This window comes from Magnetospira thiophila (assembly GCF_054657015.1).
In genome coordinates this window covers 1,279,381-1,305,711 of sequence record NZ_BAAHXF010000001.1, presented here as the reverse complement: position 1 = coordinate 1,305,711, position 26,331 = coordinate 1,279,381, and the positions used below count along the sequence as shown (strand labels likewise).

Below are 26,331 nucleotides of genomic sequence, written 5' to 3'. Positions count from 1 at the left end.
AAAAGGAGCGTGCTAAGGTGGGATCACCCGGTATGGATTGACTATGATTTGGGTCCTTCTTGCCGCAGATACAAGGATGAAAAGGGATTTCCCATGAAGGTCACGATCAATATCGATTGCACGCCGGAGGAGGCCCGAACCTTTTTCGGTCAGCCCGATCTCAAGCCCATGCAGGGTCGCCTGTTGACGGAATTGGAAGAGCAGATGAAAAACAATCTGCATGCCATGGACCCCGACGCTTTGTTCAAAACCTGGTTGCCGGCCGGTATCCAGGGTCTGGAACAACTGCAAAAGGCCTTTTGGGCGCAGTTCACGGGCGGAGAAAAATGAACGAATCCTCCTATTATCGCCACCATGTCTTCGTCTGTGGCAACAAACGATCTGATGACCATCCGCGCGGCTGTTGTGCCGACAAGAACAGCATTTCCCTACGCGCCTATCTGAAGATCAAGACCAAGCAGTTGGAATTGGACGACGTGCGCATCAATATGGCGGGCTGTCTGGATCGCTGTGAAAACGGCCCGGTGATGGTCATTTATCCCGAGGCGGTCTGGTACCGTTGCCCTACCAAGGCGGATATGGATGAAATCCTGACCACTCATATTCTGGGCGGTGGCCGGGTGGATCGGCTGATGTTGCGTAACAAGGATTAGGAACCTACTACATATAGGTTCAGGACCCCATGCGAAACGATACCATTTTTGCCCTGGCCAGCGGCGGCGGCGCGGCGGGTGTGGCGGTGTTCCGGCTCTCGGGACCCCAGGCGGGTGAGAGCCTGCGTCGTCTGACCGGGGGGCCGCTTCCCGCCGCGCGGCGGGCGGTGTTGCGGGATCTGCGCGATCCGCTGAGCGGGGAAATGGTGGATCGGGCCTTGGTGCTGTGGTTTCCGGCACCCGGCAGTTTCACCGGCGAGGATGTGGTGGAGCTGCAGGGTCATGGCGGCCGGGCCATGCTGGCTCGTCTGGCCCGCCTGCTGGGCGAGGGTCTGGGGCTGCGTCAGGCCGATCCGGGGGAATTCAGCCGCCGGGCTTTCGAACACGGCAAGATGGACCTGACCGAGCTGGAGGGTCTGGCCGATCTGGTGGCGGCGGAAACCGAGGCACAACGGCAACAGGCCCAGCGACAGATGCAGGGTGCCCTCGGCGACTTGTATGAAAATTGGCGGCAGCGTTTGATGGGTCTGTCGGCGCATTTGGAAGCCACCATTGATTTTTCCGACGAGGATCTGCCAGCGGATTTGTGGGCCGAATTAAAGAAAAATCTGACTGAGCTGCAAAATGACCTATCCCATCATCTGGCTGATGGACATCGGGGTGAACGGTTGCGGGAGGGAGTTTCGTTGGCCATCGTCGGACCACCCAACGCCGGCAAGTCGAGCCTGCTGAATCTTTTAGCTCGACGCGAGGCGGCGATTGTTTCCGCGCAAGCCGGAACCACACGGGATGTGATCGAGGTTCATCTGGATCTCGGCGGTTATCCGGTGATCCTGGCTGACACGGCGGGACTGCGTGCGGCTTGTGATGAGGTCGAGGAGGAAGGCGTGCGGCGCGCCTTGGCGCGGGCGCGGGATGCGGATTTGAAGGTGGCGGTGCTGGATGGGGGGCATTGGCCGACTATTGATCCGCAGACGGCTGCCCTCGTGGATGATGAGTCCATGGTCGTGGTTAACAAGTTGGACCGAGGCCTACCCGAGGCCCCGCTGGTCTGGGGTCGGCATCGAATCTTTGGATTGTCTGTTCATACAGGTGCGGGGGTCGAAGCTTTTCTGTCTGCTTTGACGGCGGCAGTGGCCCAACGTTGCGACGGCGGGGGTGGCACGCCTCCCCTGACCCGGGCTCGTCACCGGCAGGCCCTGGAAACCTGTTTGCAGGCGCTGATGCGGGCCGAACAAGAAAGCGATGGCGAATTGATGGCGGAACATGTACGACAGGCGGCGCGGTCATTGGGCAGCGTGACCGGTCGGGTCGGCGTGGAAGATATGTTGGATCTGGTGTTCCGGGATTTTTGTATCGGCAAGTAGGGTTTGTTTCACGTGAAACAAGACAGATACGATGTGCTGGTGGTCGGCGGAGGCCATGCGGGTTGCGAGGCGGCGGCGGCGGCGGCCCGCATGGGCGCGCGGACGGCCCTGGTCACCCAACGGCTCGACCGGCTGGGGGAGATGTCCTGTAATCCGGCCATCGGCGGTTTGGCCAAGGGCCAGTTGGTGCGCGAGGTGGATGCCCTGGACGGTCTGATGGGCCGGGTCATCGACCGGTCGGGGATTCAGTTTCGCATGCTCAACAAGAGCAAGGGTCCGGCGGTCTGGGGACCCCGGGCGCAGGCCGACCGTAACCTCTATCGACAGGTCATGCGCGAACTGCTCGGTGCGCAGCCGAACCTTGAACTGATTGCCGCCTCGGTGGAAGACTTGCTGCTTGATCGCACAGGTTCTGTTGCGGGCCTGCGACTCGACGATGGGCGAGATATGTTGGCCGCTCAGGTGATCATCACCACCGGCACTTTTCTGCGTGGGATGATTCATGTGGGCGAGGTGATGTTCCCGGCCGGGCGGGTCCGCGACAAGCCATCCATTGGGCTGGCCTTCACCCTCAAACGTCTGGGCTTCCCCATGGGTCGATTGAAGACCGGGACACCGCCGCGTCTGGACGGTCGAACCATCGACTGGTCCGGACTGGAGGTTCAGCCGGGCGATAACCCGCCGGTGCCCTTTTCCACTTTGACCGATGCGATCCGGGTGCCGCAGACGGTGTGCCATATCACCTGGACGGACGCCCGGGGTCACCGGTTGATCCATGATAATCTGCATCGAGCCCCCCTCTATTCCGGTCAAATCGACAGCACAGGCCCGCGCTATTGTCCCTCCATAGAAGACAAGGTGGTGCGCTTTGCCGACAAGTCGCGGCATCAAATTTTTCTCGAACCGGAAGGTTTGGATGATCCCACCATTTACCCCAATGGCATTTCCACCTCTTTGCCCAAGGATGTGCAGCTTGAGCTGTTGAAGACCATTCCCGGGTTGGAACAGGCGCGCATGCTCCAGCCCGGTTATGCCATTGAATATGATTTCATCGACCCCAGAAGCCTCAAGCCCAGTCTGGAAACTTTGCGGGTGCCTGGTCTGTTCCTGGCCGGTCAGATCAATGGCACCACAGGCTATGAGGAGGCGGCGGCGCAAGGGGTTCTGGCCGGGATCAACGGTGCCTTGCGGGCCGCTGGACAGGAACCGTTGATGCTTGATCGGGCCGATGCCTATATGGGTGTGATGGTCGATGATCTGGTGACCCTGGGCACCGCGGAACCCTATCGTATGTTTACCTCGCGCGCCGAATACCGGCTGCGCCTGCGGGCCGATAATGCGGACCAGCGTTTGACACCGTTGGGAGAGCGGGTGGGCTGCATAGGCTTGGAGCGACGTCGGCTATTCGCCCATCAACAACAATTGTTGGATCGCGGCCGCGCGCAACTCGGGTCCTGCATCGCCAGCCCCAGCGAGTTGCGCCAACGGGGGTTGCAGATTAATCAGGATGGGGTCCGCCGGTCGGCCTACGATCTGTTAGCCTATCCAGACATGAATATGGCCCGCCTGCAAATGGTTTGGCCTGAACTGGCGGAACTCTCTCCGGCGGTGGCCCGGCAATTGGAAATCGAGGCGCTTTATGCTGCGTACCTGGATCGACAGGACGCCGATATCAAAGCTTTTCGACGGGACGAGGCCCTGCTGCTCCCTGAGGACCTGGATTACAGTCGCCTACCGTCCCTGTCCAATGAGGTGCGTCTTAAACTGCAACAGGCCCGCCCGGCGACCCTGGGCGCGGCCTCACGAATTTCCGGCGTCACACCGGCTGCCTTGACGGCGCTGCTCGGCCATGTCAAAAGGCGCACTGCCACCCGTTGACATGGACAGGGGACCCATTGCATGCCTGAGATCCCCTCCCCCCTCAGTCCCCAGGACTTCCAGGACCTGACCGATGTTTCACGTGAAACACGGGCCGCCCTTGAGACCTATTTGGCCCTGCTGATCAAGTGGCAGGAGCGGATCAATCTGGTGTCCCGGGCCACCCTGAACGATCCCTGGCGGCGGCACTTTCTCGACTCGGCACAATTGGCACCCTATCTTCCCGATGGGGAACGGACACTGGTGGACCTGGGGTCCGGAGCCGGATTTCCGGGTTTGGTATTGGCGATCCTGACCGGGCGCCCGTTTCATCTGGTGGAAAGCGATCAGCGCAAAGGCATATTTATGCGTGAGGTGGCCCGGGCCACCGGTGCACCGGTGACGGTTCATACGGCGCGGATTGAATCCCTTCCCGCGCTTCAGGCCGATGTGATTACCTCCCGTGCCCTGGCTCCGTTGCCGCAACTCATCGAGTTATCCCGACCGCACCTGAAAAAAGGGGGTTTTTTACTCTTTTTGAAAGGGAAAAACGTCGAGTTTGAATTGACGGAGTCGCGGAAAAAGTGGAAACTCGCTCTCGACATTATTAAAAGCCGTTCGGATCCGGCGGGTCGGGTCCTCCTGCTGCGGGAGATTTTAGAGCAAAATGGGCGAAAAATTGACACAGGACGGGTTGAAGCGGCCACGGATTCTGGCCATAGCCAACCAAAAGGGCGGCGTGGGCAAGACCACGACAGCCATTAATCTGGCCACGGCGCTGGCGGCGATCCATAAAAAAGTGTTGATCATTGATCTGGACCCGCAGGGCAACGCCAGCACCGGGCTCGGCATCGACCGGTCGGCCCGGGAGGTGAATTCCTATCACCTGTTGCTCGGCGAGGTCGGTTTGTCCGAGGTGGTCCTGGAAACCCGTATTCCGGGGCTGCATTTGGTCCCCGCCGGGGTCGATCTGGCGGCGGCGGAACTGGAGCTGGTGTCCATGGCGCGGCGGGAATATCGCCTGCGCGGGGCGTTGGAAAAGCAACGCATCGGCTTCGACTACATCCTCATCGACTGTCCGCCGGCGCTCGGCCTGTTGACGGTCAATGCCCTGGTGGCGGCGCAATCGGTGCTGGTGCCGCTGCAATGCGAGTTTTTTGCCCTGGAAGGGGTCAGCCATCTGGTCAAGACCATCGAGAGGGTCCGCCAAAGCTTCAATTCGACCCTGGACCTACAAGGTATTGTGTTAACGATGTTCGATAAACGCAATAACTTGTCTGACATGGTGGCGGCGGATGTGCGTGGCTATTTCGGTGACATCGTCTACAAGACAGTCATTCCGCGCAATGTGCGGATTTCCGAGGCACCGTCGCACGGCAAGCCGGTCATTCTTTACGACACCCGCTGCGCCGGATCGAAGGCCTATCTCAATCTGGCAGGCGAGGTCCTGCGCCGCGAACGGAGGGTCGCCGCGTAATGGCAAAAAAAACCACCAACCTGGGGCGCGGCCTCTCGGCACTGCTGGGCGACGGACCGGAAACCTATGACCGGACCCTGAATCAGGCGTCAAACGACGGGACTTCGTCCCGCTTGGCCAAGATCGTGCCCATCGAGCATCTGAAACCGAGCCGGTTCCAGCCCCGCCATCGTATCGAGGAAGAGGGCATTCAGGATCTGGTGCGCTCCATCAAAAGCAAGGGCGTTTTGTCGCCGCTCTTGGTGCGACGGGACCCGCAGCAGCCCAATCAGTTCGAGATCATCGCCGGTGAACGCCGTTGGCGGGCCTCGCAACTGGCGCAATTGCACGAGGTTCCAGTGATCATCCGGGAGATGGATGATCAGGAAGCGCTGGAAATCGCCCTGGTGGAGAATCTGCAACGGCAGGATCTATCGCCGCTGGAAGAAGCCGAGGGCTACCGCCGCCTGATGGACGAATTCAGCCACACTCAGGAACAATTGGCTCAGGCGGTCGGCAAAAGCCGCAGCCATGTGGCCAACATGATGCGCCTGCTCGGCCTGCCCGATCCGGTCAAGGCGATGGTCGAGGACGGCAGCCTGACCTCCGGCCATGCGCGGGCGCTGCTCAACGCGGATGATCCGGTATCGCTGGCCCGCAAGGTGTCGAGCAAGGGTCTCAACGTGCGGCAGACCGAACGATTGGTGAAAAAAGGTCGCAAGGTTTCCGATGGTCCGAGCCGCAAACCGCGTCTGCTGGACAAGGATGCGGATACCCTGTCCCTCGAACGGGATCTATCCAATCTCTTGGGTTTGCAGGTGGATATCAAATTCGGCGGGCGCGGGGGCAGCCTCACCTTGCATTACGGCACCCTGGAACAGCTGGACGACATCCTGCACCGGCTGACTCACGGCGGCCCCGGCGAGGCGGCGCAACTGGCCTAGCCGCGACCGGCCTGGGCAATGCGCATGAGGGTGCGACGGCAAATGGTTTCCGCCGGAAAGCCGGTGGTTTTGCAGTCCGCCTCGGCCGCCACCAGCAACTCGAAGGCCCGCGCCAGCCGATCCGGTGACCAGCGGTTCAGTTGGCTCTTAAAGGCGTCGGCAATCTTGAAGATCACCGGCGGACGCAGGCGATTCATCGCCTGCTCCACCGGCAGTCCTCGCGCCACGTGTCCAGCCGCCAGATGCAGCCTCTGAAAATGCCGGTTGACCAATCGCAGCAGACCGACAGGCGTGCCGCCATCCACCAAGACCCGCTCCAGGGCCTGATCCAGCCCCGCCTGATCCCCGTTGCCCAACGCGATGAGCAGGGCATCCAGGGAGGTGGCCCCGTTGTCGCCGATGCAGGCCATTGCATCTTCCAATCGAACCTGGGTCTCATGGCCCATGTATAGAGCCAGCTTGGCAATTTCCGAGCGGGTAATCTGCCGGTCCGATCCCAAATGGGTCGCCAGATAGGCCTGGGCGTTGGAAGTGGCGTTCAACCCATGTTCGGCCAGGGATTCACGGATCACCTGGTTGAGCGATCGACCGTCGTCGGCGTAGCAGGCCAGGGCCGCCGCGTTGTCCTGGCTTTCGAACAATTTGCGCAAACTGGATCCGGCGGCCAATTCGCCACCTTCGATGATCAGCAAGGCATCGCCGAGTGTCTGCTTTAGAAAAGTTTCGCAAATTTTCTTGTGACCATCCGCCGCGCCGCGCAGGCGAATGACCCGCCTTCCGCCGGTAAGCGACAGGGCGGCAGCCTCATCGTTCAGGCGGGCTGGATCATTTTTGAGGTCGGCGGCGGATAATTCGACCACCCGAAAGGGGTCTCGAGCATCGGGAACCACACCCTTGACCAGACTCAGCGACCGTTCCCGCACCAGTCCTTCGTCGGGTCCATAAAGCAGGATGGCGCGGATTTGCGTCGGCGGCGCATTGAGAAACCCTTTGACTGCGGCGCCGGAAATTTTCATGCCGGGAGTCTCCGATTAACTCTGTGGCGTCCGGGATGATGCACGGTTATCCCGCTGCTGAATGAAAAAAACCGCAAGCTGGGTGGTGATTTCATCGGCCATCAATCGCGCCGCCTCGCTGCGTGCCTTGCGATCGGCAATTTCCGTGGCAAAATCCGATGAGATCACATTGTAACTGCTGGTGACAGTCAGTGATCCTGATTTGATGATCTGATGCGTGGCCTTGCGGTACAAAGTGTAATGGGCTTGCAGGTGAAGATTGGCCCTGGTGACATCCTGCTTCTCGTTGTACCCCAAATAGTTGGTTGAATCCTCAAGTTTGATGCGCAAACTATAAAGAGGTCGACTCGGACGTCCCTTGGGATTGATGCGATCGAACAGGTAATTCTGCAATTGCTGGCCGATCCGATCCTCAATGCGATCCACATGGATTTGCGACAGTTCAGCCGGAGAGTCGCCCGCACGGAAGTCCCCATACAGCGGCCGAAAGCCGCAACCGGCCAGGGCCAACAGCACAATCCCAAGCGCCAGATGTCTAGATAACCACATTGATGATCCTGTTGGGCACGACGATGATTTTGCGCGGTGGTTTGCCGTCCATGGCTCGAATCACATTTTCCAGCGCCAACGCCTGTTGTTTGGCCAGATCCTGATCACAATCCCGGGGCAGATCCAGCTGGCCGCGCACCTTGCCGTTGACCTGCACCGCGACACTGAGCATGTCCTCGATAATCAGCGCCGGCTCAAAATCAGGCCATGGGGTTTCCGCCAACAATTGGTCGTGACCGAGAATTTGCCAGAGTTCCTCTCCAAGATGGGGCATCATGGGGCCACTCAGGCGAACCACCGTTTCCAGTCCCTGCCGCAGGGCCCAGGCCTCATCCGGCTGCGCCGGATTCAAGTCGGCCAACAGATTGGTCAGCTCACGGATGCGGGCCACAGCCTTGTTGAAATGGAATTTTTCCAGATCATCGGTGACGGCGGCAATGGTTTTATGCAAAGTGCGGTACAGGGCCATCGCCTTGTCGCCCAGGCTCGGCTGAGGCGCGTCGGGGCTCGGCAACGACGGTTCGGAGTCCTCCACCAAACGCCACAAACGGTTGACGAAGCGCCAGGCTCCCTCGACCCCGGAGTCGGTCCAATCCAGATCCCGTTCCGGCGGGCTGTCGGAAAGCATGAACAGGCGCGCCGTATCGGCCCCATAGGTCTCGATGATGCGCTCCGGATCAACCACGTTGCGCTTGGATTTGGACATTTTTTCGGAGCGTCCCTGGATGACCGGTCGATGCCCCTCGATGGTCACGAGTTGTCCGTCCAATTCGGTCACCTCGCTGGGAAACAGCCACTTTCCGGCAGCATCGCGGAAGGTCTCGTGACAGATCATGCCCTGAGTCAGCAGCCCGGCAAAGGGTTCCTGGACCGACAGGTAGCCGCATTTGTTCAGGGCGCGGGTGAAAAAGCGCGAATAAAGCAGGTGCAGGACCGCATGTTCGATGCCGCCGATATATTGATCCACCGGCAGCCAGTAGTCGACGGTCTCCCGGTCGAAGCCGGTCGTTTGGTTTTTCGAATCGCAATAGCGGGCGAAATACCACGATGATTCCATGAAGGTATCGAAGGTATCGGTTTCTCGGCGGGCCGGTTTGCCGCAGCTCGGGCAGGGCACGTTTTTCCAGCTCGGGTGATGCTCCAGCGGGTTGCCCGGAATATCGAAGGTCACATCTTCAGGCAATCGAACCGGCAATTCGGTTTCGGGCACCGGCACGATGCCGCAATGGTCGCAATGAATGACCGGAATGGGGCAGCCCCAGTAGCGTTGCCGGGAAACGCCCCAATCGCGCAACCGGTAATTCACCGTGCGGGTGCCGCGATCTCGGGATTCGAACCAGGTCATGGCCGCATCCTTGGCCGTCGACACATCCATGCCGTTGAGGAATTCGGAATTGATCAATCGACCATCGTCGGTAAAGGCTTCCGTTTCAATTTGGAAGGACGCCGGGTCCTGATCGGCCGGGCAGACCACGGGGGTGACTTCAAGATCGTACTTGCGGGCAAAGTCCAGATCCCGCTGATCATGGGCCGGACAGCCGAAAATGGCCCCGGTGCCATAGTCCATAAGCACGAAATTGGCCACGTAAACGGGCAGGGTCTTGCCCTCGATGAACGGGTGTTTGGCCCGAATGCCCGTATTGAAGCCTTTTTTCTCCGCCGTTTCGATGGCCGCCTCGCTGGTCCCCAGGCGGTCGCAATCGACGATGAAATCCCGCAACGCGGCATTGGTTTCCGCCAATTCCGCGGTCAAGGGGTGATGGGCCGAAAGGGCACAGAACGAGGCCCCGAACAGGGTGTCGGGGCGGGTGGTGAAGACCTCCAGACGATCCGGGCGATCCTGCAAATCGAAAAACATGCGCAGGCCCTCGGAGCGGCCAATCCAGTTTTCCTGCATCAGTCGAACCTTGTCCGGCCAGCGATCGAGCGAATCGAGGCCATCTAACAATTCCTGCGCGAAATCAGTAATCTTGAAAAACCATTGCGAAAGTTTGCGGCGTTCCACCAGTTCCCCGGAGCGCCAGCCGCGACCGTCGATGACCTGCTCGTTGGCCAACACCGTATGTTCCACCGGGTCCCAGTTAACCCAGGATTCCTTCCGATAGGCCAGCCCGGCCTTGAGGAAATCCAGAAACATCTTCTGCTCGTGGCGGTAATAATCGGCGGAGCAGGTGGCCAGTTCCCGGTCCCAGTCATAGGACAGCCCCATGGTCTTGAGCTGCGCCCGCATGGCGGCGATGTTCTCGTAAGTCCATTTGGCCGGATGCACCCCGGCCTGCATGGCGGCGTTTTCCGCCGGAAGCCCGAAAGCATCCCAGCCCATGGGGTGCAGCACGTTGAAGCCACGGGCTTTCTTGTAGCGGGCGACGAGATCGCCCAGGGTATAATTGCGCACATGCCCCATGTGAATGCGGCCCGAGGGATAGGGAAACATTTCTAGGACGTAGTATTTTTTCCGGGACTGGTCGGCGGTGACCCGGAAGGTGCCCCGGTCTTCCCAAAGGCGTTGCCACTTGGCTTCGGTGGTCTTGAAATTATAGCGGGACATGGAAGTCTTTCAGGGCAATTTGATCCGGGTCAGGGATGTTACTGGGTGGCGGCGCGGCGCATTTGACGGGCGCGCAACAGAATGGCGTTTTCCAGATCGGTGGTGGTCTTGTCCGGCAGGGCGGCGTCGCGCCAATCGGGGCCGACGCGCACCTGACGAAAGGCGGAGACCCGCACCCCATCGGCCCGCAACGCCCGACTGAGGATATAGACCTGCATCTTGAAACGCTCGTTCGGCGTTTCCTGGGGGGAATACCAGTCCGTCAGAATCACACCGCCGAACGGATCGGCCGAGGTGATGGGCATGAAGGTCAAGGTATCCAGGGTGGCCCGCCACAAATAACCATTGACGCCGATACCGCCGCCCTGTTGATCCTCGGGCAGCTTCTTGTCGCCAAAGATCGACAGGCCGCCTTCGCCGAATACGGAACCCGGTTTCGCCTGCCCCTGTTGACGCTCTTTGTACTTTTCATAGGACACGCCCTCACCGGGTGTAACATTTTCGCAGGCGGAGAGAAACAGTCCCGCCAGCACTCCGCAAAGAACGAATCGGATGGATCGGTCGAATATATGCACCTTGAATCTCCCTCGTGCCCTCCCGAACGGGACGGTTGAAAGATATATACGTCAGACGCGCTGGGAAATGAAGGCGGTTTTGACGGTTGTCCAGGATATGAATCGCCGAAAATCGGCCTTCCCAGGGGTGCTGGGCAGGGAAACTGTTGCGCGGAAAACACACTGCGCGAAATTTGACACAACATACGGGGATGGTTCTTGACCCTGAGCCTGCGAAATGGCTCTATTCAGGAGTGTTGAATGATCAATCGACCGGGCGCTGCTCGGAATTGCATCGAGAAATGAGAGAGGAATTGAAATGAAAAAGGTTCTCTTTGCCACGACCGCCCTGGTCACTGCTGGCATGATCAGCGCTCACGCGCAAGCCGCCGACCCGATCAAGGTTGGTGTTTCCGGTTTCCTGAATGAGTCCATCGGTTATGCCGATCAGGACAACTTCAATGGTGGCACCAAGTCCACCGATTACAAGGAATTCGATGTCAAGTCCGACGCCGAAGTGCACTTCAAGGGTTCCACCAAACTGGACAACGGCATCACCGTTTCCGTGCGCATTGAGCTGGAAGCCGACGATGGCGGCAGCGGGTCCGATGAATTCGCGCTGTCCCTGTCTTCCGAGACCTTCGGTACGGTGATCCTGGGCGAAGAAGATACCGCCCTCGACATGATCGTCATCAAGTCGCCGCACGTGGGCTATGGCCCGGGTGGTCTGGAGGCGGTTGACGACTGGATCGCCCGCCCGGTTATTGGTACGGCAGGCTTTGCTGGGACGGCAAATACAGCCGCTGGTGTTGGTACGCGGTCTGACAACTTTGCTAGTGATGGCATGGTCGACGAAGGTGAAGGCGATGGCATCACCTATCTGTCCCCGTCCTTCGCGGGCTTCACCGTCGGCGCTTCCTACCTGCCGGACATGGGGGGCAAGACCGACACCCAAGTGACCAACACCACCAATGGCGTCTGGGGCGTGGGTACCATGTACAGCGGCGACTTCGACGGCGTCGGTGTCAAGGCTCAGTTGGGTTACGGCAATGCCGGTAACCTGGGCAACCTGCTGCAGACTGGTGCTTCGGTCAGCATGGCTGGCTTTACGGTCTCCGGCGGCTGGCATCACATCAGTGCTTCCCAGCAGGGCAACGGCAACACCACCCCAGGTGATCAGACCGATATGTCCGGTTATGAAGTGGGTGTGGCCTATGCGACTGGCCCGTACGCGGTATCTCTTGCGTATGGTCATTCCGAGGCCGACAATCCGGCTAAGAACACGAGCACGGGTGCGACGACTGGTCTTGGTGGAACCAAGGACACCGGTGATGTCTGGGCTCTTGGCGGTACGTATGCCATGGGTGCTGGCGTGACCCTGCAGGGTACCATCATGAACGTCGAATGGGACGGCGGAAACAACGCTGTGACCAGCGACAACAACAGCGGCTGGGCCGCGGTTGCGGGCGTGAACGTTTCCTTCTAATCCGGGAACTTCAGTCAGAATTGGGAAAGGGCGGCTTCGGCCGCCCTTTCTGCTTTGTAGGGGTCATGGTTGACCGTCTGACCCCGATCAAATACGTACCTTAGTCGGAGTTGCAGAGAGAGCACACTGTCAGGTTTTTAACACAGTCCATTTGGATGATTCTTGACCCAGATCATGTGAAGCGCCTAGTAATGAATATGCAATGGTCAATGGATCGGTCAACACAATCTGTTGCTCAATAAATAGGCAAGGAACGAAAAAATGAAAAAAGTACTCTATACCACAACGGCGCTGGTCGCCGCAGGCATGATCAGCGCGCATGCGCAGGCAGCCGATCCGATCAAGATCGGCGTATCCGGTTTCCTGGACGAACATATCGGCTATGCCGATCAGGACAATTTCGGCGGCGGCACCAAGGCCACCGATTACAAGGAAGTCGACGTCAAGTCCGATGTCGAGGTTCATTTCACCGGCTCCACCAAGCTGGACAACGGCATCACCGTGTCGGTGAAGATCGAGCTGGAAGCGGACGACACGGCCGCTGGCTCCGATCTGTTCGCCCTGTCCCTGTCCTCCGAAACCTTCGGCACCGTGATCCTGGGCGAGGAAGTGACCGCCCTGGACATGATCAGCATTGCTGCCCCGCACAAGGGCTACGCCCTGGTGGATGCGGACGACTGGATCGTCATGCCGACCGGCTTCACCGCGGGCGGGCGCTCCGATGATTTCGCCAGTGACGGTCAGGTGGACGACGGCGAGGGTGATGGCATTACCTATCTGTCCCCGACCTTCGCGGGCTTCACCGTCGGCGCGTCCTATCTGCCGGACATGGCGACCAAGACCGACACCCAGCCAGCCAACACCAGCAACGGCGTCTGGGGTGCCGGTGTCGCTTATGGGGCCGACTTCGACGGTGTCGCCGTCAAGGCGCAACTGGGCTACGGCAACGCCGGTAACCTGGGCAACCTGTTGCAGTCCGGTGCCTCGGTCAGCATGGCCGGTTTCACCGTCTCCGGCGGCTGGCACAAGATCAGTGCCTCCCAGCAGAGCAACGGCAACACCACCCCCAACGACGCAACCGACGCTTCCGGTTACGAAGTGGGCGTGGCCTACGAGACCGGCCCCTATGCCGTGTCCCTGTCCTATGCCCATTCCGAAGGCGACAAAACCAACAACACCAAGGACGAAGGTACCGTCTGGGGTGTGGGTGGTCAGTATGCCATGGGCCCGGGCGTGACCCTGGAAGGCACCATCCTGAATGTCGATTGGGACGGTGGCAACAACGCCACCACCGCCGACAACAACAGTGGCTGGGCTGCCATTGCGGGTGTCAGAGTCGCCTTCTGATCCAAGGAAGCTCGACTGAATTGAGGAAAGGGCGGCTTCGGTCGCCCTTTCTTTTTGTTTTTAAGCTTGGAACAGATCGATTCCCGCCACCCCAGAGGCCGGTCCGGGGAGCAGGCGGCAAATCGTCTCCCGCTGGATACCGCCCAGGGCATAGACATCGCCGGAAAATCCTCTGGCCCACTGGGCGAATCGCAGCGACCCGAGAGTTTGTCCGCCCGGATGACTGCGAGTGGCGAAAACCGGCGAGAGGAGCACCGCAGCAACCCCGGCCTTTTCCGCCCGTTGTAAGGCCAAGGGGGAATGGGCGGCGGCGGTAAGAATCCAGTGGGGCGGGCTCCAAAGTTTCCACCAAGCCCGACCGGCACTTAAGGCCGATTCGGAAAGATGCAGCCCGTCGGCTCCGACCTGCCAGGCCAGGCGGGCCTCATTGGCAATCAGCACTTTATGACCCTGGGCCTGACAAAGCGGCGTGACCCGCTGGGCGAGCTGACGCAGAAAAACCGCGTCCGGATGGCGCAGAATAATCAGGCAGGGCATCGGCAACCGTTGCAACAGCACCGTGGGATCGGGCAGGCGATGACAATCAGTCAACAGAATCAGCGGCGAAAGCCCACCTGTGCCGCGTTGATTGAGGCGGCGGGCCAGGTCTGTTAGGGTCGGCACCATGTCAATCCTATGGTGATGGGGAAACCATGATCGCGCAGACCGATGTGGCGGGCAACCTCCAAGCCATCCGCCAACAAATCGCCCAGGCCCAGGCCGAGGCCCGGCGACCCGCCGGGGCGGTGGATCTGGTGGCCGTCAGCAAGACCCATCCGCCGTCGGTGATTCGGGCCGCCCTGGAGGCGGGACAGCGGATTTTCGGTGAAAACCGAATCCAAGAGGCGGCGGAGAAATGGCCGCAACTGCGCGAGGATTACACGGATGTGCGGCTGCATCTGATCGGCCCCCTGCAAACCAACAAGACCGCCCAGGCGGTCGCGTTGTTTGATGTCATCGAGACCCTGGACCGGCCCAAACTGGCCCGCTATCTGGCCCGCGCCCTGTCCGAATCGGGGCGCGCGGTGAACTTCTATGTGCAGGTCAATACCGGCGAGGAAGCGCAGAAAGCCGGGGTGCAGCCCGACGCGGCGGACGCCTTCATCCGGTCCTGCCGAGAAGAGTATCAATTGCCGGTGCGCGGCCTGATGTGCATTCCGCCCCAGGACGAGGAACCGGCATTGCATTTCGCCCTGTTGGCGCAAATCGCCGAACGCAACGGCCTGGAGAAGCTGAGCATGGGCATGAGCGGCGATTTTCCCATTGCCATCCGATTCGGGGCAACCTCGGTGCGAATCGGCACGGCGATATTTGGCGGTCGCCCGCCGCTTACGCCGTGACCTCCAGACAATCGCCCGGCGCGCAGATTTTCAGCAGCGCGAGCAGGTCCTCCAGGGCCAGGGCGACGCAGCCTTCGGTCGGGGCGTAGTCGGGCCGCGCCACATGCAGGAAGATGGCACTGCCCGCGCCCTGCCGGACCGGGGCGTCATTGTAACCGAGCACCACGATCACGTCATATAAAGGGTCCTCGCGCCACAAGACTTCATGCCGCCAGGGATGGGGCAGGGTGACCAGCCGGTTATAGGCCGGATCATCCGGATCGTCGCTCCAGCCGTCCTCCGGGGTCAGTGCCCGACCGGAAAGACGGGTATTGGGTTCGCCCAGGCGGTCAGATCGGTAAAAAAAACGGCGCAAAGGGAAACTGCCAATGGGGGTAACTCCATCGCCCTCCCGTTTATCGACAGCGAGGCCATTGCGACCGAGGGCGCAGCGGACCCGTTGCGTTTCCCAGGAGACAAAACCTTGGCCATCCACATGAATGATCATGATATTACCGGGCGATGCCGTCCGCCGTTTGATACTTGTTCAAACCTTCCATCATGGACTGGGCGAACCAGCCGTCGGCCAACTGTTGCTGCTGCTGTTGCTGTTGTTCCCAGGGATTCTGGGCCGCCAGGGCCTGCAGCCGGTCTTCGAGGGCAGAGGAAACGGGGGCCGGGGCCAATTCCGGTCCGCTGGTCGAGGCGGCGGCCGATTCAGCGGGCCGGACCGGCGGCACGGCGGCCAGGGCCAGGGCCTCTTGCGGCGGCTGGCTGCGCATGGCCTGGACGAACAATTGGGTGCCGAGACCGGCCTCGTTGCGGGGGGCGGGCGTGGTGGGATGCACCGGCAGGCCGCGCACCGGCGAGACGGGGCTGGCTTCGGCCAGTGCCAGCGGGGCACCGCGTTGTTTCTGTTGCAGGGCCGCCACCTCTTGACGGAAGGCCATTTCCTGTCGCGCCCAATCTGAAACCCCCGCATAGCTGCTGCTGGCGACCATTTGTGCGTTCGCGGTTTCGGTGGCGGCCAGCTGCGGAGCATTTTCATCCCCCTCCGGAGGGACTTCGTCCGGATCGGTGAACAGGGCATAGGCATGTTCGCCCATGTCCTTGCCGGTCTGATTTTCCACCAACACATCAATCAGCGACACCACCAGACCAATTGGACCACCAAACAGGGTGCCGCCCGCCACCCGCGGGGCCGGAGCGATCTCGTCGTCGGTCATTTGGCGGTAGAGGGTGCCGACAATAGGAATATGTTGCAGCGGATTGATCGCATCCACAAAGTCGCCGAAGGTCAATCCATCGTCGCCGAACATCGCCGCTTCGGTACCCCCGGGACCGGGCAGGGACGCCTCAAGGGGTTGCACATGGGCGGGGGATTGTTCGGCGGCGGAAAGTGGGGTCATGGGTCGATCCTCTTGCTGTCTGCCAAATCCAATGCAGACCGCATGCCAGGATGCAACACTTTGATATCAATAAATTTATTGTTCGATTGAATAAAAAGGGGCGGCTTTTGCCGGGAACATTTTGCCGCCCTGAGGGCTTAAAACAGATGACCGCCCTTATCGGCCTTGGTCGCCAGATAGGTCTGGTTATGCGGATTGGAGGGAAATCTGTGTGGGACACGCTCCACCACATCCACCCGGCAGCGGGACAGGGCCTCGACCTTGAACGGATTGTTGGTCAGCAGACGAACCTTGGAAAATCCCAGTTGCCGCAGCATCTCCGCCGCCGGCAGATAAATCCGCTCGTCGGCATCGAAGCCGAGCAGCTCGTTGGCATCCATGGTATCCACGCCCTGATCCTGCAAGGCATAGGCGCGCAGTTTGTTGACTAGGCCGATGCCCCGGCCTTCCTGGGCCAGATAGAGCAAAACCCCACTGCCCACCTGGGCGATTTCCTGAATGGCCCCGCGCAACTGGTCGCCACAGTCGCAGCGCAGGGAACCCAGAAGGTCGCCGGTGAAACATTCCGAATGCAGACGGGTCAGCACCGGCTGCGTCCCGTCCGGTTGGCCGATGATGATGGCCAGATGTTCAATCCCGCCATCCACCGGTCGGAAAGCGACGATTCGCGTGGATTCCGCATCGGCCAGGGGAACCTGGGCCTCGCTGACCCGGCGCAGGGTGCGGGCGCTGGTCGCTTCGTACTGAAAGACATCTCCGCCATCGAGCAGCAACATCTGATGCCGGGCGGTCCATCGCCCCAGGTCGTCGTGGGCCTCGGGATTGTGAATCTCGGCGGTGACCGCCGCAGGCAGCAGTCGGGCGATTTTGGTCAGACCGACGGCAGCACTTTCACAACTGTACAGAGGCACCAGCGAGAGGCGCGGCGGTGTCGGCAACAGGGCCGCCAATTCAGCCGTCGAACAGGCCAGGGGATCGGCCAGGGCGGCGGCCATGGGGGCGGTCAGCGGGTCCTGGGGATCGAGAGTCAGCACCTTGGCCTGTTCCGAATCGTCCCCCCGCAGCGGTCCGTCGAGCAGGCCGAGAACGGCGGCCCGCCGCTGGGTCAGGCTGAGCAGCGGACGGCTTTGCGTCAAACGGCGCAACGACTCCAGAACCTCCGGGGTGGCGGCCTCGGCGGCGCAGGTCAGCAGGGTCCGCCCGTCGCCGCCGCCGATGGCGACCAGCCGCCCCCGCCGCAATTCCGAGACGGCGCGTTCGACGCTCAACAGGGAAACGGACTGACGGGAGGTCGGAACGGAATGGCTCGATCGATGGGGCATGGGGCTGCTTGCGGGACTCTGGTCGATATCATATAAATTCTGGGTCCCGCCTGGGCGGGGAACGCCACATTAGCCTTCTCGGGCGGGTGGCGGAAGTGTTACCGTTATCGACCCCGTGCAACAACCCCAGAACGTCATGACCCCAGGCAAAAAAATTCTGCTCGTCGACGATGATCGTACCCTGTGCGACATGCTGATCGAGCAATTGAAGCTGCATCAGGAGTTCGAGACCGAAGTGGTCGAGAGCGGCAAGGCGGCGCTGGCCACCGCGACCGGCGATCATTTCGACATGATCCTGCTCGATGTGGGGCTGCCGGACATGGATGGCCGCGAAGTCTGCAAGTTGATGCGCAAAAACGGCGTCAAATCGCCGATCATCATGCTGACCGGGGCCAATTCGGATTCCGATACCATTCTCGGCCTGGACGCCGGGGCCAATGATTACGTGACCAAGCCGTTCCGCATGGGGGTGCTGCTGGCCCGCATTCGCGCCCATCTGCGCCAGCATGAACAGAGCGAGGACGCCGTTTTCACCATCGGCCCCTACACCTTCCAACCGGCGGCCAAGCAGTTGCTGGACAATGCCACCAACAAAAAGATCCGGCTGACCGACAAGGAAACCTCGATCCTCAAATATCTGTACCGGGCAGGGGACAAGGTCATCGGTCGCGATGTGCTGCTGGGCGAGGTCTGGGGCTACAACGCCGGGGTCACCACCCATACCCTGGAAACCCATGTCTACCGCCTGCGCCAGAAGATTGAGCCCGATCCATCCAATGCCCGCCTGCTGGTCACCGAACCGGGTGGCTACAAGCTGGTGCCCTGAAACGCCGAAAAAGGAAATAAGAATGCAATTCCGTGTCCTGAAGACAGTTGCCGTCGTTGTTGCCGTCTTGGGCTTCGGCGTCGGAGCGGCCCAGGCCGCCGAAACCAGCGCCTGCAAAGGCTTGTCCAATGCAGATTGCGCGGCCAAGGAGTCCTGTACCTGGGTCGAAAGCTACACCACCCAAAAGGGCAACAAGGTCAGCGCCCATTGCCGGGCCAAGGGGTCCAAGGGTCAGGGCATGTCGAAGGGTCTGAGCGGCGACGACAAGAAGGAAAAGAAAAACAAGGCAGAGAAAGACAAGAATTAGGCACCCTTGCAGCAATATGGGGGATCAGTCGTCCCCCATGCGCAGGGCGGCGATAAAGGCCGACTGCGGGATTTCAACCTTGCCGAACTGCCGCATCTTCTTTTTGCCCGCCTTCTGCTTTTCCAACAGCTTGCGTTTGCGGGTGATGTCGCCGCCGTAGCATTTGGCGGTCACATCCTTGCGCATGGCGGAAATGGTCTCGCGGGCCACCACCTTGCCGCCAATGGCCGCCTGAATGGGAATCTTGAACAACTGACGCGGGATCAGATCTTTCAGCCGTTCGCAGACATTCCGCCCGCGAAATTCCGCCTGACCGCGATGGCAGATGAAGGCCAGGGCATCCACCGGTTCGGCATTGACCAGAATGCCGACCTTGACCAGGTCGCCCTCCGCATAGCCGTCGATTTCATAATCAAAACTGGCGTAGCCCCGTGAAATGGATTTCAGGCGGTCATAAAAGTCGAACACCACCTCGTTGAGCGGCAGCCGATAGACCGCCATGGCCCGCGAACCGGCATAGGTCAACTCGATCTGTTGTCCGCGTCGCTCGGTGCACAGGGACAGCACCGCGCCCAGATATTCGTCCGGCACCAGGATGGTGGCCTTGATCCAAGGTTCGGCGATGGTCGCAATCTGACTCGGATCGGGGTAATCGGCCGGATTGTGCAGGGCGATGCTTTCGCCGTTGCTCATGGTGATTTCGTAGGCGACGCTGGGGGCGGTGGTGATCAGGTCGAGATTGAATTCCCGTTCCAGCCGCTCCTGGACGATTTCCAGATGCAGCAGACCGAGGAAGCCGCAGCGGAATCCAAAGCCCAGGGCGGCGGAGTTCTCCGGTTCATATTCGAAACTGGAATCGTTGAGCCGCAGCTTGGACAGGGAATCGCGCAAATCCTCGAAGTCGGCGGCGTCGGAGGGGAACAGCGAACAAAACACCACCGGCACCGACGGCTTGAAACCGGGCAGCGGGGATTTGGTCGGGTTCTTGTCTTCGGTGATGGTATCGCCGACGTTGGTGTCGGCGACGGTCTTGATGGACGCGGTGATATAGCCCATCTCGCCGGGGCCGAGGCTGTCGCATTTGGTGATTTTCGGCGTGAAGACCCCCACCTGATCAATCTGGTGCAGGGAGCCATTGGACATCATGCGCACCTTCATGCCGCGCTTGAGGGTGCCGTCATAGACCCGCACCATGATCATCACCCCGAGATAGGAATCGTACCAGGAATCCACCAACAGCGCCTTCAGCGGGGCCGTTGCGTCGCCGGTCGGCGCGGGCAGGCGCTTGACCAGGGCTTCCAGCACATCGGGCACGCCGAGGCCGGTCTTGGCCGAAATATGTACCGCCTCGGAGGCATCCAGGCCGATCACGTCTTCGATCTGCTGGCGGACCCGGTCGGGTTCCGAGGCCGGAAGGTCGATCTTGTTGAGCACCGGAATGACTTCGTGGTCGTTGTCCAGCGCCAAATAAACGTTGGCCAGGGTCTGTGCTTCCACGCCCTGGGTGGCATCGACGATCAGCAGCGAGCCTTCGCAGGCGGCGAGGGAGCGGCTGACCTCATAGGCGAAATCCACATGCCCCGGGGTATCCATCAGATTGAGGATGTAGCGTTCGCCGCTGGGGGCGGTGTAGTTCAGGCGCACGGTCTGCGCCTTGATCGTGATGCCCCGTTCGCGCTCGATATCCATGGAATCGAGCACCTGGGCTTTCATCTCCCGGTCCATCAGGCCGCCGCAAAGCTGGATCATGCGATCGGCCAGAGTCGACTTGCCATGGTCGATATGGGCAATGATGGCAAAGTTGCGAATATGCGTAAGATCGGTCATGGGCGGGCTTCTAGCACCGTCCGCGAAAATATGCCATCCCTCCCGTGATCCATTGCGCCAGCGAACCGAATTCCATTGGACATCGCGGCCAGAAACCCTTTAACTCAAAGGGATAAAATAAACGGATAACAGAGACGGTTTCATGTGGGAGGCCAAAAAGTTCATCCTGCCCCGGGCGGGAGGGCGCTGAATGCCTGGATGGGTCCTGAAGACGGCCATTCCCGGCATTATTCTGGGCGCGGGGGTGGTCATTGCCCTATTGACCTGGCAGGGCCAGCGGCAGGCCGAGGAGCGGCAGATTGAGGCCTTTCTCGGGCGCCAGGCGGAAAGCATTCTGGGCGGCATTTCGCAGGTGCTCAATACCCATTTCAAGGATCTGCACCGCATGGGGCGGCGCTGGGCGGCGCAGGGTACCGCGTCCCAGGACCTCTGGGTCGGCGATGCGGCGCACCTGATCCTGGATCAGCCGGGATACTTGGCCATTGCCTGGGTCGACCCACAACCCCGGGTGCGTTGGGTCTATCCACCGGACGGCAACGGGTGGCTCAAGGAAGCGGATCTGTTCGATTCCGTCGTGCGCTCGGAGGCCCTGGAATTGGCCCGACGCACCCGGGGGCTTGCCACCACGGCACCCTTTCGAATCAATGCCGGGACCCTGGGGTTCGAGATCTATGTGCCGGTCATGGGTGATCCGGGGCTCGAAGGATACGTGATGGCGGTGATCGGGGCCGAGGCGTTGCTCAAGGCCATCCTGCCGGTCGACATGGTGCGCGATCTCTGGCTGGAAATTTCGCAGGATAACCTGCCGGTATTCGAATCCTCCCATACCGGGAATACCGCCTTGAGCGATTATACCAGTTCCCACAGCCTGACCATCGGCAGTTCGCTGTGGACGCTGCAACTCCATCCGACGGATCGTTTCGTGCAGAATCTGCGCTCCTCGCTGCCCCTGGCCTCGCTACTGGTCGGATTGATGCTGAGTGGTTTGTTGTCGGCCATGGCCCTGCTCGCCCTGGTGGCGCGGGAACGGTTGATCCGCCTGCATGACCGCGAGGCACAGATCCGCACCCTGGTCGATACGGCCGGCGAGGGCATCGTCACGGTCGATCATCATGCCCGAATCCAGTCGTTCAACGAGGCGGCGCAGCGCATTTTCGGTTATACGGAAGCCGAAGCCCTGGGCATGGACATCGCCCGCCTGATCGTCGGATCGCCGGGGGCCCGCCTGAAAAGCCGTCTGACGGCCCAGCCGCTGAAAAAAACCGCCGGGTTCACCGAGGAAATCGAGGGTCTCGGCAAGGATGGACGTCTGGTCTCGATCCTGGCAACGGTCAGCCCCATGACGTCGGGGCAGGGCTTCAGATCCATCATCACCCTGCATGACATCACCCAACGCAAACAGGTCGAACAGGCCCTGCGACACAGTGAGCAGCGCTTTCGCTCACTGGCTGAAAACGTGCCCGGGGTGATTTATCTGAGCCGCCACGACAGCCGCCACCAAATTCTGTTCATCAACGACCGGGTGGAACAAATCACCGGATATCCCCGCCAGGCCTTCATGGCCGGTGACCTGACCCTGCGCGACCTGGCCCATCCCGAGGATGCCGCCTGGATTCCCGGGGCCGTCCGCGATGCAGCCCGTCTCGGGGAATCCTTCGAGTTGTCCTATCGTTTGAAACGACGCGATGGCGAGTGGCGGTGGATTCAGGAATTCGGCATCGCCCTGGAGTTCGAGGGCGAAGGCACGGTGCTGGAGGGCTATCTGCATGATGTGACCGAACGCCATCAAGTGGAGGTGGACCTGATCAAGGCCAAGGAAGCGGCGGAACTGGCCAACCGGGCCAAGTCGGAATTCCTGGCCAACATGAGCCATGAGCTGCGCACGCCGTTGAATTCCATCATCGGTTTTTCAGAGATCATGGACGCTGGAATTTTCGGCGACCTGGGCAACGAGAAATATGCAGAATATGCCAAGGACATTCACTTTTCCGGTCAACATCTGCTGCAAGTGATCGGCGATATCCTGGATCTGTCGAAAGTCGAGGCCGGTGAATTGAGAATCGAAAGTCGGCCGGTGGATCTGTTGCAGCTGGCCCGGGAATGCCTGCGCATGGTCAGCGACCGGGCGAGCACCCACGCCCTGACCCTGAAATCCGCACTGCCGGCCGGTCTGCCGAGGATTCTCGGCGACGAACTGCGCCTCAAACAGATCCTGCTCAATCTGCTGTCCAATGCGGTCAAGTTCACCCCCGTCGGCGGCGAAGTCAACCTGATGATCCGCATGCGCAAGGACGGCGGCATTCGGGTGGAGGTCGTCGATACGGGGATCGGCATCGCCAAGGAGGACATTCCACGGGTCGTCCGTCCCTTCGAGCAGATTCGCGACAGCGCCATCCATGCCCATGAGGGCACCGGCCTGGGCCTTTATCTGACCAAGACCCTGGCCGAGATGCACGGCGGCACCCTATCCCTCGATAGCGAACTGAACCTGGGCACCCGGGTGACCATTGATTTTCCGGCGGAACGCAGCCTGGTGCGCGAATGATCGGCGGTCAGTGAACCAAATGCGGTTGCAAGTCGTTGTGACGAGCGGCGATAAAAGCCTCTTCTGCCCCGGAGGCCATGCCAATCTGGGTCCCGTCGGCGGAAAAGATGCCGTAGACCATCTCATCCTGCATTTGGACCGGTCGCACATAGGCAATGCTGCCCAGGCCCAGGGCCGCGAGGTCGAAAAGCCCGATTTCGGGGGCTGTCGGGGTCGGATGGTCGATCTGTCGCGTCATGATGTTGTTCTCCTTTTTATTCCGCGTCGATGGTTTTGCGTTTGGCGGCGGTGCGGATGGGAACGGATCGAATCTGGGTTTCCGGTTCGTGACGTTCCAGTTCCACATGCAACAGACCGTTGTCCAGGTTGGCTCCGATCACCTCGATTCCCTCGGCCAGCACGAAGGCGCGCTGGAACTGGCGGGCCGCGATGCCGCGATGCAGGTAGACCCGCTCGCCGTCGTCGTCGCTGTTCTGGCCGCGAATCATCAACTGGTTTTCCTCGATGGTGATGCTCAGATTTTCCATGGAAAAACCGGCTACCGCCAGGGTGATGCGCAGATGAGACTCGTCCACCTGTTCGATGTTGTAGGGGGGATAGCCATCGGCGGAGCTTTTGGCGACCCGGTCAAGCAGCCGCTCGAAATGATCGAAACCGAGCAGCAACGGGCTGTTGAAAGTGGCCATACGCGACATTGAAACCTCCTGGGCGACCTCGAATAAGAGCGAACACCAAATGCGGGTCCCGGGCGGGCACCCGGCGCGGAAACCAAATTCGCGTTCCCACGCCCTGCTTGGAATTTGGGATGGTTGGAGGCGTTCGTCAAGCGGGCTCGGTGATTCCGTAGCGATGGGCGTATTCGATTTCCAGGGTTTCCCGCTTGTCAGCCAGGAAGGCATCGAAGTCGGGACCGCTCCAGGCCCGATAATCGCCCACCGCATAGGCCCGCCCGTTGCGTTCGTAAATCAGCGCGTTAAGCTTGTTGGAAATGAAATTGTTGCGCCGGGCGGTGACCCGGGCCGGGGTGCCCATGACAATGGAATTATCCGGAATCACCGTGTTTTCCTTGACGAAGGCATGTCCGGCGATGACGCAGTTGTCGCCGATGACGCAACCGTCCATGACGGTCGCGCCGATGCCGATCAGACAATGATTGCCGATGCGGCAGCCGTGCAGGGTGGCCCGATGGGCGATGGAGCAATGGGCACCGATCAGGGTCGGCCCACCCCAGGCCACGTGAATCATCACATGATCCTGAATATTACTGCCACGCCCGATCCACACATCATGCAGTTCGGCCCGAATCACCGCATAGGGCCAGATGCTGACATCAGGTTCGGCGGTAATCTTGCCGTACAGGCGGGCCGTGGGGTCCACATAGGCGGGGCGGTCGAGTCGCACGTCGGGTCCGAAGTCAGGCATGGTCGGTGGTCCGGGGTTCGGAAAGCTGGGCAATCAGGTGGGCCAATCCGGCAAAAGCGGGCTCGGGATGGGTCACCACCCAGGTCGGAATGGCCTCAAGGTAGGATTCGAAGCGTCCCTTGGCTTCGAACCGTTGGCGGAACTTGGACAACTGGAATCGACGCACATACCGGGGCACGATGCCGCCCATCACGTAGACACCGCCCTGGGCACCGCCGATCAGGGCGAGATTGCCCGCCACCGTGCCAAGCAGGGCAAACATCATGTCCAGGGCCTCGCGGCACAGCGGGTCGGTGCTGGCCCCCACCTCGGCCGGGGTCATGGGCTCCAGGGGACGACCGCGCAGGCGACACAGGGTTTCATGAAGGGTTACCAGCCCACTGCCGGAAATCAACCGTTCCGCCGAGACATGCCCGTGTTTGCGGCGCAGCAGGGCGATGACCTCGGCCTCCTCGTCGCTCATGGCGGCCAATGTCGCATGGCCCCCCTCGCCGGGCAGGGCCAGGAAACCCCCTGCGTGGGGTGTCAACAAGGCCATGCCGAGCCCGGTACCGGGGCCGATGACGGCCATCGGGCGACCGGCCCGGGCGCGCCCCTCGCCGACGGCAAACAGATCCGCTTCCGAAAGGTGCGGCGCGGCCAGGGCATTGGCGGCGAAATCGTTGACCACCACCAGGCTTTCCAGCCCCAGGGCGCGCCGGGTATCCTCGATGGAAAAGATCCACGGATTGTTGGTAATGGTGACCTGATCCCCATCCACCGGAGCTGCCACGTCGAAGGCTCCCAGACGCGGCGTCTCGCCGGGGGCGACGTCGGCCAGATAGGCCTCCGCCGCCTGCTGTATTCCCGGATAGTCGGCGCAGAGCAGGGTCCGGGGATGATCAATGGACCCCGCCGCGTCGCACAGGGCGAAGCGGATATGGGTGCCGCCGAGATCGGCGATCAGGCCGTGCATGGGGGCCTCAGGCGGCGAGGGTGTGGGGAGCGCTTCGGTACTCTTCCACATCGGCCTCCAGGGAACCCAGCTGACGGTCCAGGTCGGCGCAGTCCGCGCCCAATCGGCGGGCGGCGCTGTCCAGGGCGGCGAAGCTCCGTTGCAGGCTGTCATAGCCCGATTGCACCCGGTCGAGGCGTTCCGAAGGGTCCTCGCGGGCATCGCGCAGATGGGCATAGCAGGCCACCACCATGCCCAGTTCCAGGTGCGAGCGGGGCTTGGTGGTGCCCAATCCGCAATCTTCCAGGCAGGCCCGCCAGTCGGGATCGGTGGACAACAGGGCCAGGGTATCAGGGATCAGGGTCGGAAAGTCGCTGCGGCGGAGCCCTTCGCAAATATCCAGCCAGGCGCGAATGACCCCCATGGAACCCAGGTCGCCGAGCGGCGTCCCGGCTACCAGGGCGGCCCGCAGGCGGGCGTCGAAAGTGTCGTATCCCTCGGTCGGTCGGATCATCATGACCAATACCTCGTTTCCTAAGGTTGCGGTGTCCGTACTTGCGCGGATGTCACTTTGAGGGTAGGACCGGAAGGGTTAAACAAGGGT

26 protein-coding genes and 1 pseudogene are annotated in these 26,331 nt (G+C 60.9%); 13 read left to right on the top strand and 14 right to left on the bottom strand.

Features of this window, described 5'->3' with window-relative positions; translation table 11 throughout:
• Positions 1-93 precede the first annotated feature (93 nt).
• The 7 genes and pseudogenes from ACYQ1P_RS06390 (at position 94) to ACYQ1P_RS06360 (ending at position 6,277) form a co-directional block, all read left to right on the top strand.
• Positions 94-330, top strand: a complete 237-nt coding sequence (locus ACYQ1P_RS06390; protein WP_460019511.1) for a DUF6489 family protein — start codon at positions 94-96, stop codon at positions 328-330.
• On the top strand, positions 327-653 hold the full coding sequence (locus tag ACYQ1P_RS06385) for a (2Fe-2S) ferredoxin domain-containing protein (RefSeq protein WP_460019510.1): 327 nt from the start codon (positions 327-329) through the stop codon (positions 651-653). Before ACYQ1P_RS06390 ends, ACYQ1P_RS06385 begins: the two co-directional genes overlap by 4 nt.
• A 29-nt stretch (positions 654-682) precedes the next feature.
• The gene (gene mnmE, locus ACYQ1P_RS06380) at positions 683-2,020 is read left to right on the top strand and encodes a tRNA uridine-5-carboxymethylaminomethyl(34) synthesis GTPase MnmE (protein WP_460019509.1); all 1,338 of its coding nucleotides are present in this window, start codon (positions 683-685) and stop codon (positions 2,018-2,020) included.
• 12 nt (positions 2,021-2,032) lie between these two features.
• Complete coding sequence (gene mnmG, locus ACYQ1P_RS06375; RefSeq protein WP_460019508.1) at positions 2,033-3,898, top strand: tRNA uridine-5-carboxymethylaminomethyl(34) synthesis enzyme MnmG; 1,866 nt, start codon at positions 2,033-2,035, stop codon at positions 3,896-3,898.
• A gap of 21 nt (positions 3,899-3,919) precedes the next feature.
• A pseudogene (gene rsmG, locus ACYQ1P_RS06370) lies at positions 3,920-4,534 on the top strand (16S rRNA (guanine(527)-N(7))-methyltransferase RsmG); the annotation flags it as partial.
• Positions 4,535-4,544: 10 nt separating this feature from the next.
• A complete protein-coding gene (locus tag ACYQ1P_RS06365) occupies positions 4,545-5,354 on the top strand; it encodes a ParA family protein (protein WP_460019507.1) in 810 nt (269 codons plus the stop codon).
• Positions 5,354-6,277 carry a ParB/RepB/Spo0J family partition protein gene (locus tag ACYQ1P_RS06360; RefSeq protein WP_460019506.1) on the top strand — a complete coding sequence of 308 codons (924 nt, stop codon included), beginning with the start codon at positions 5,354-5,356 and terminating at the stop codon, positions 6,275-6,277. The genes ACYQ1P_RS06365 and ACYQ1P_RS06360 overlap by 1 nt, the downstream gene beginning before the upstream one ends.
• Here the strand turns inward: ACYQ1P_RS06360 and holA are convergent.
• Genes holA through ACYQ1P_RS06340 form a run of 4 tightly spaced genes read right to left on the bottom strand, consistent with a single transcriptional unit; the run spans position 6,274 to position 10,965 of the window.
• Entirely contained in the window at positions 6,274-7,293 is a 1,020-nt protein-coding gene (gene holA / locus ACYQ1P_RS06355) for a DNA polymerase III subunit delta (RefSeq protein WP_460019505.1), read from the bottom strand. The genes ACYQ1P_RS06360 and holA overlap by 4 nt on opposite strands.
• Positions 7,294-7,308: 15 nt before the next feature.
• Entirely contained in the window at positions 7,309-7,803 is a 495-nt protein-coding gene (gene lptE / locus ACYQ1P_RS06350) for an LPS assembly lipoprotein LptE (protein WP_460019504.1), read from the bottom strand.
• A gap of 25 nt (positions 7,804-7,828) precedes the next feature.
• The gene (gene leuS / locus ACYQ1P_RS06345) at positions 7,829-10,390 is read right to left on the bottom strand and encodes a leucine--tRNA ligase (protein WP_460019503.1); all 2,562 of its coding nucleotides are present in this window, start codon (positions 10,388-10,390) and stop codon (positions 7,829-7,831) included.
• A 38-nt stretch (positions 10,391-10,428) separates the two neighbouring features.
• Complete coding sequence (locus ACYQ1P_RS06340; protein ID WP_460019502.1) at positions 10,429-10,965, bottom strand: DUF3576 domain-containing protein; 537 nt, start codon at positions 10,963-10,965, stop codon at positions 10,429-10,431.
• Positions 10,966-11,263: 298 nt separating this feature from the next.
• On the opposite strand from ACYQ1P_RS06340, the gene ACYQ1P_RS06335 reads away from it, so the two are divergent.
• Complete coding sequence (locus ACYQ1P_RS06335) at positions 11,264-12,430, top strand: porin (RefSeq protein WP_460019501.1); 1,167 nt, start codon at positions 11,264-11,266, stop codon at positions 12,428-12,430.
• Positions 12,431-12,691: 261 nt separating this feature from the next.
• Complete coding sequence (locus tag ACYQ1P_RS06330; protein ID WP_460019500.1) at positions 12,692-13,777, top strand: porin; 1,086 nt, start codon at positions 12,692-12,694, stop codon at positions 13,775-13,777.
• A gap of 60 nt (positions 13,778-13,837) precedes the next feature.
• On the opposite strand, the gene ACYQ1P_RS06325 is transcribed toward ACYQ1P_RS06330, so the two are convergent.
• Positions 13,838-14,440: a thiamine phosphate synthase gene (locus ACYQ1P_RS06325; RefSeq protein WP_460019499.1), complete on the bottom strand. Its 603-nt coding sequence runs from the start codon at positions 14,438-14,440 to the stop codon at positions 13,838-13,840.
• A gap of 29 nt (positions 14,441-14,469) precedes the next feature.
• Here ACYQ1P_RS06325 and ACYQ1P_RS06320 point away from each other — a divergent pair, with 29 nt between their 5' ends.
• Positions 14,470-15,156 (top strand): YggS family pyridoxal phosphate-dependent enzyme, encoded by a 687-nt coding sequence (locus ACYQ1P_RS06320; RefSeq protein WP_460019498.1) that lies wholly within the window; start codon positions 14,470-14,472, stop codon positions 15,154-15,156.
• Here the strand turns inward: ACYQ1P_RS06320 and ACYQ1P_RS06315 are convergent.
• The 3 genes from ACYQ1P_RS06315 to ribA all read right to left on the bottom strand — a co-directional run bounded on the left by ACYQ1P_RS06315 (position 15,146) and on the right by ribA (position 17,866).
• Positions 15,146-15,643: a L,D-transpeptidase family protein gene (locus ACYQ1P_RS06315; protein ID WP_460019497.1), complete on the bottom strand. Its 498-nt coding sequence runs from the start codon at positions 15,641-15,643 to the stop codon at positions 15,146-15,148. The two genes, ACYQ1P_RS06320 and ACYQ1P_RS06315, sit on opposite strands and share 11 nt — an antisense overlap.
• Before the next feature lie 4 nt (positions 15,644-15,647).
• Positions 15,648-16,544, bottom strand: coding sequence for a hypothetical protein (locus tag ACYQ1P_RS06310; RefSeq protein ID WP_460019496.1), 897 nt, complete (start codon positions 16,542-16,544; stop codon positions 15,648-15,650).
• 137 nt (positions 16,545-16,681) lie between these two features.
• Positions 16,682-17,866, bottom strand: coding sequence for a GTP cyclohydrolase II (gene ribA, locus ACYQ1P_RS06305; protein ID WP_460019495.1), 1,185 nt, complete (start codon positions 17,864-17,866; stop codon positions 16,682-16,684).
• Between the two features lie 136 nt (positions 17,867-18,002).
• Between ribA and ACYQ1P_RS06300 the strand changes: the two genes are divergently transcribed.
• Together ACYQ1P_RS06300 and ACYQ1P_RS06295 are read left to right on the top strand one after the other, a co-directional pair.
• A complete protein-coding gene (locus tag ACYQ1P_RS06300) occupies positions 18,003-18,692 on the top strand; it encodes a response regulator transcription factor (RefSeq protein ID WP_460019494.1) in 690 nt (229 codons plus the stop codon).
• A gap of 22 nt (positions 18,693-18,714) precedes the next feature.
• Entirely contained in the window at positions 18,715-18,999 is a 285-nt protein-coding gene (locus ACYQ1P_RS06295; RefSeq protein WP_460019493.1) for a hypothetical protein, read from the top strand.
• 24 nt (positions 19,000-19,023) lie between these two features.
• On the opposite strand, the gene lepA is transcribed toward ACYQ1P_RS06295, so the two are convergent.
• Positions 19,024-20,826 carry a translation elongation factor 4 gene (gene lepA, locus ACYQ1P_RS06290; protein WP_460019492.1) on the bottom strand — a complete coding sequence of 601 codons (1,803 nt, stop codon included), beginning with the start codon at positions 20,824-20,826 and terminating at the stop codon, positions 19,024-19,026.
• A gap of 190 nt (positions 20,827-21,016) precedes the next feature.
• Between lepA and ACYQ1P_RS06285 the strand changes: the two genes are divergently transcribed.
• On the top strand, positions 21,017-23,371 hold the full coding sequence (locus ACYQ1P_RS06285; protein ID WP_460019491.1) for a PAS domain S-box protein: 2,355 nt from the start codon (positions 21,017-21,019) through the stop codon (positions 23,369-23,371).
• A gap of 7 nt (positions 23,372-23,378) precedes the next feature.
• On the opposite strand, the gene ACYQ1P_RS06280 is transcribed toward ACYQ1P_RS06285, so the two are convergent.
• From ACYQ1P_RS06280 to ACYQ1P_RS06260, 5 genes are all read right to left on the bottom strand, one after another.
• Positions 23,379-23,609 (bottom strand): DUF1150 family protein, encoded by a 231-nt coding sequence (locus ACYQ1P_RS06280; RefSeq protein ID WP_460019490.1) that lies wholly within the window; start codon positions 23,607-23,609, stop codon positions 23,379-23,381.
• Positions 23,610-23,625: 16 nt separating this feature from the next.
• On the bottom strand, positions 23,626-24,066 hold the full coding sequence (locus tag ACYQ1P_RS06275; RefSeq protein WP_460019489.1) for an Hsp20 family protein: 441 nt from the start codon (positions 24,064-24,066) through the stop codon (positions 23,626-23,628).
• 127 nt (positions 24,067-24,193) lie between these two features.
• Positions 24,194-24,793 carry a gamma carbonic anhydrase family protein gene (locus tag ACYQ1P_RS06270; RefSeq protein ID WP_460019488.1) on the bottom strand — a complete coding sequence of 200 codons (600 nt, stop codon included), beginning with the start codon at positions 24,791-24,793 and terminating at the stop codon, positions 24,194-24,196.
• Positions 24,786-25,799: a glucokinase gene (gene glk / locus ACYQ1P_RS06265; protein ID WP_460019487.1), complete on the bottom strand. Its 1,014-nt coding sequence runs from the start codon at positions 25,797-25,799 to the stop codon at positions 24,786-24,788. Before glk ends, ACYQ1P_RS06270 begins: the two co-directional genes overlap by 8 nt.
• Positions 25,756-26,244 carry a hypothetical protein gene (locus ACYQ1P_RS06260; protein WP_460019486.1) on the bottom strand — a complete coding sequence of 163 codons (489 nt, stop codon included), beginning with the start codon at positions 26,242-26,244 and terminating at the stop codon, positions 25,756-25,758. The genes glk and ACYQ1P_RS06260 overlap by 44 nt, the downstream gene beginning before the upstream one ends.
• Positions 26,245-26,331 lie beyond the last annotated feature (87 nt).

What these genes read in the sequence shown, in the direction of transcription:
- ACYQ1P_RS06390 (WP_460019511.1), top strand. Translation starts at nt 94, where the DNA reads ATGAAGGTCACGATCAATATCGATTGCACGCCGGAGGAGGCCCGAACC.
- ACYQ1P_RS06385 (WP_460019510.1), top strand. Translation starts at nt 327, where the DNA reads ATGAACGAATCCTCCTATTATCGCCACCATGTCTTCGTCTGTGGCAAC.
- mnmE (WP_460019509.1), top strand. Translation starts at nt 683, where the DNA reads ATGCGAAACGATACCATTTTTGCCCTGGCCAGCGGCGGCGGCGCGGCG.
- ACYQ1P_RS06365 (WP_460019507.1), top strand. Translation starts at nt 4,545, where the DNA reads ATGGGCGAAAAATTGACACAGGACGGGTTGAAGCGGCCACGGATTCTG.
- ACYQ1P_RS06360 (WP_460019506.1), top strand. Translation starts at nt 5,354, where the DNA reads ATGGCAAAAAAAACCACCAACCTGGGGCGCGGCCTCTCGGCACTGCTG.
- holA (WP_460019505.1), bottom strand. Translation starts at nt 7,293, where the DNA reads ATGAAAATTTCCGGCGCCGCAGTCAAAGGGTTTCTCAATGCGCCGCCG.
- leuS (WP_460019503.1), bottom strand. Translation starts at nt 10,390, where the DNA reads ATGTCCCGCTATAATTTCAAGACCACCGAAGCCAAGTGGCAACGCCTT.
- ACYQ1P_RS06335 (WP_460019501.1), top strand. Translation starts at nt 11,264, where the DNA reads ATGAAAAAGGTTCTCTTTGCCACGACCGCCCTGGTCACTGCTGGCATG.
- ACYQ1P_RS06330 (WP_460019500.1), top strand. Translation starts at nt 12,692, where the DNA reads ATGAAAAAAGTACTCTATACCACAACGGCGCTGGTCGCCGCAGGCATG.
- ACYQ1P_RS06320 (WP_460019498.1), top strand. Translation starts at nt 14,470, where the DNA reads ATGATCGCGCAGACCGATGTGGCGGGCAACCTCCAAGCCATCCGCCAA.
- ACYQ1P_RS06315 (WP_460019497.1), bottom strand. Translation starts at nt 15,643, where the DNA reads ATGATCATTCATGTGGATGGCCAAGGTTTTGTCTCCTGGGAAACGCAA.
- ACYQ1P_RS06310 (WP_460019496.1), bottom strand. Translation starts at nt 16,544, where the DNA reads ATGACCCCACTTTCCGCCGCCGAACAATCCCCCGCCCATGTGCAACCC.
- ribA (WP_460019495.1), bottom strand. Translation starts at nt 17,866, where the DNA reads ATGCCCCATCGATCGAGCCATTCCGTTCCGACCTCCCGTCAGTCCGTT.
- ACYQ1P_RS06300 (WP_460019494.1), top strand. Translation starts at nt 18,003, where the DNA reads ATGACCCCAGGCAAAAAAATTCTGCTCGTCGACGATGATCGTACCCTG.
- ACYQ1P_RS06295 (WP_460019493.1), top strand. Translation starts at nt 18,715, where the DNA reads ATGCAATTCCGTGTCCTGAAGACAGTTGCCGTCGTTGTTGCCGTCTTG.
- lepA (WP_460019492.1), bottom strand. Translation starts at nt 20,826, where the DNA reads ATGACCGATCTTACGCATATTCGCAACTTTGCCATCATTGCCCATATC.
- ACYQ1P_RS06285 (WP_460019491.1), top strand. Translation starts at nt 21,017, where the DNA reads ATGCCTGGATGGGTCCTGAAGACGGCCATTCCCGGCATTATTCTGGGC.
- ACYQ1P_RS06280 (WP_460019490.1), bottom strand. Translation starts at nt 23,609, where the DNA reads ATGACGCGACAGATCGACCATCCGACCCCGACAGCCCCCGAAATCGGG.
- ACYQ1P_RS06275 (WP_460019489.1), bottom strand. Translation starts at nt 24,066, where the DNA reads ATGTCGCGTATGGCCACTTTCAACAGCCCGTTGCTGCTCGGTTTCGAT.
- ACYQ1P_RS06270 (WP_460019488.1), bottom strand. Translation starts at nt 24,793, where the DNA reads ATGCCTGACTTCGGACCCGACGTGCGACTCGACCGCCCCGCCTATGTG.
- glk (WP_460019487.1), bottom strand. Translation starts at nt 25,799, where the DNA reads ATGTGGAAGAGTACCGAAGCGCTCCCCACACCCTCGCCGCCTGAGGCC.
- ACYQ1P_RS06260 (WP_460019486.1), bottom strand. Translation starts at nt 26,244, where the DNA reads ATGATGATCCGACCGACCGAGGGATACGACACTTTCGACGCCCGCCTG.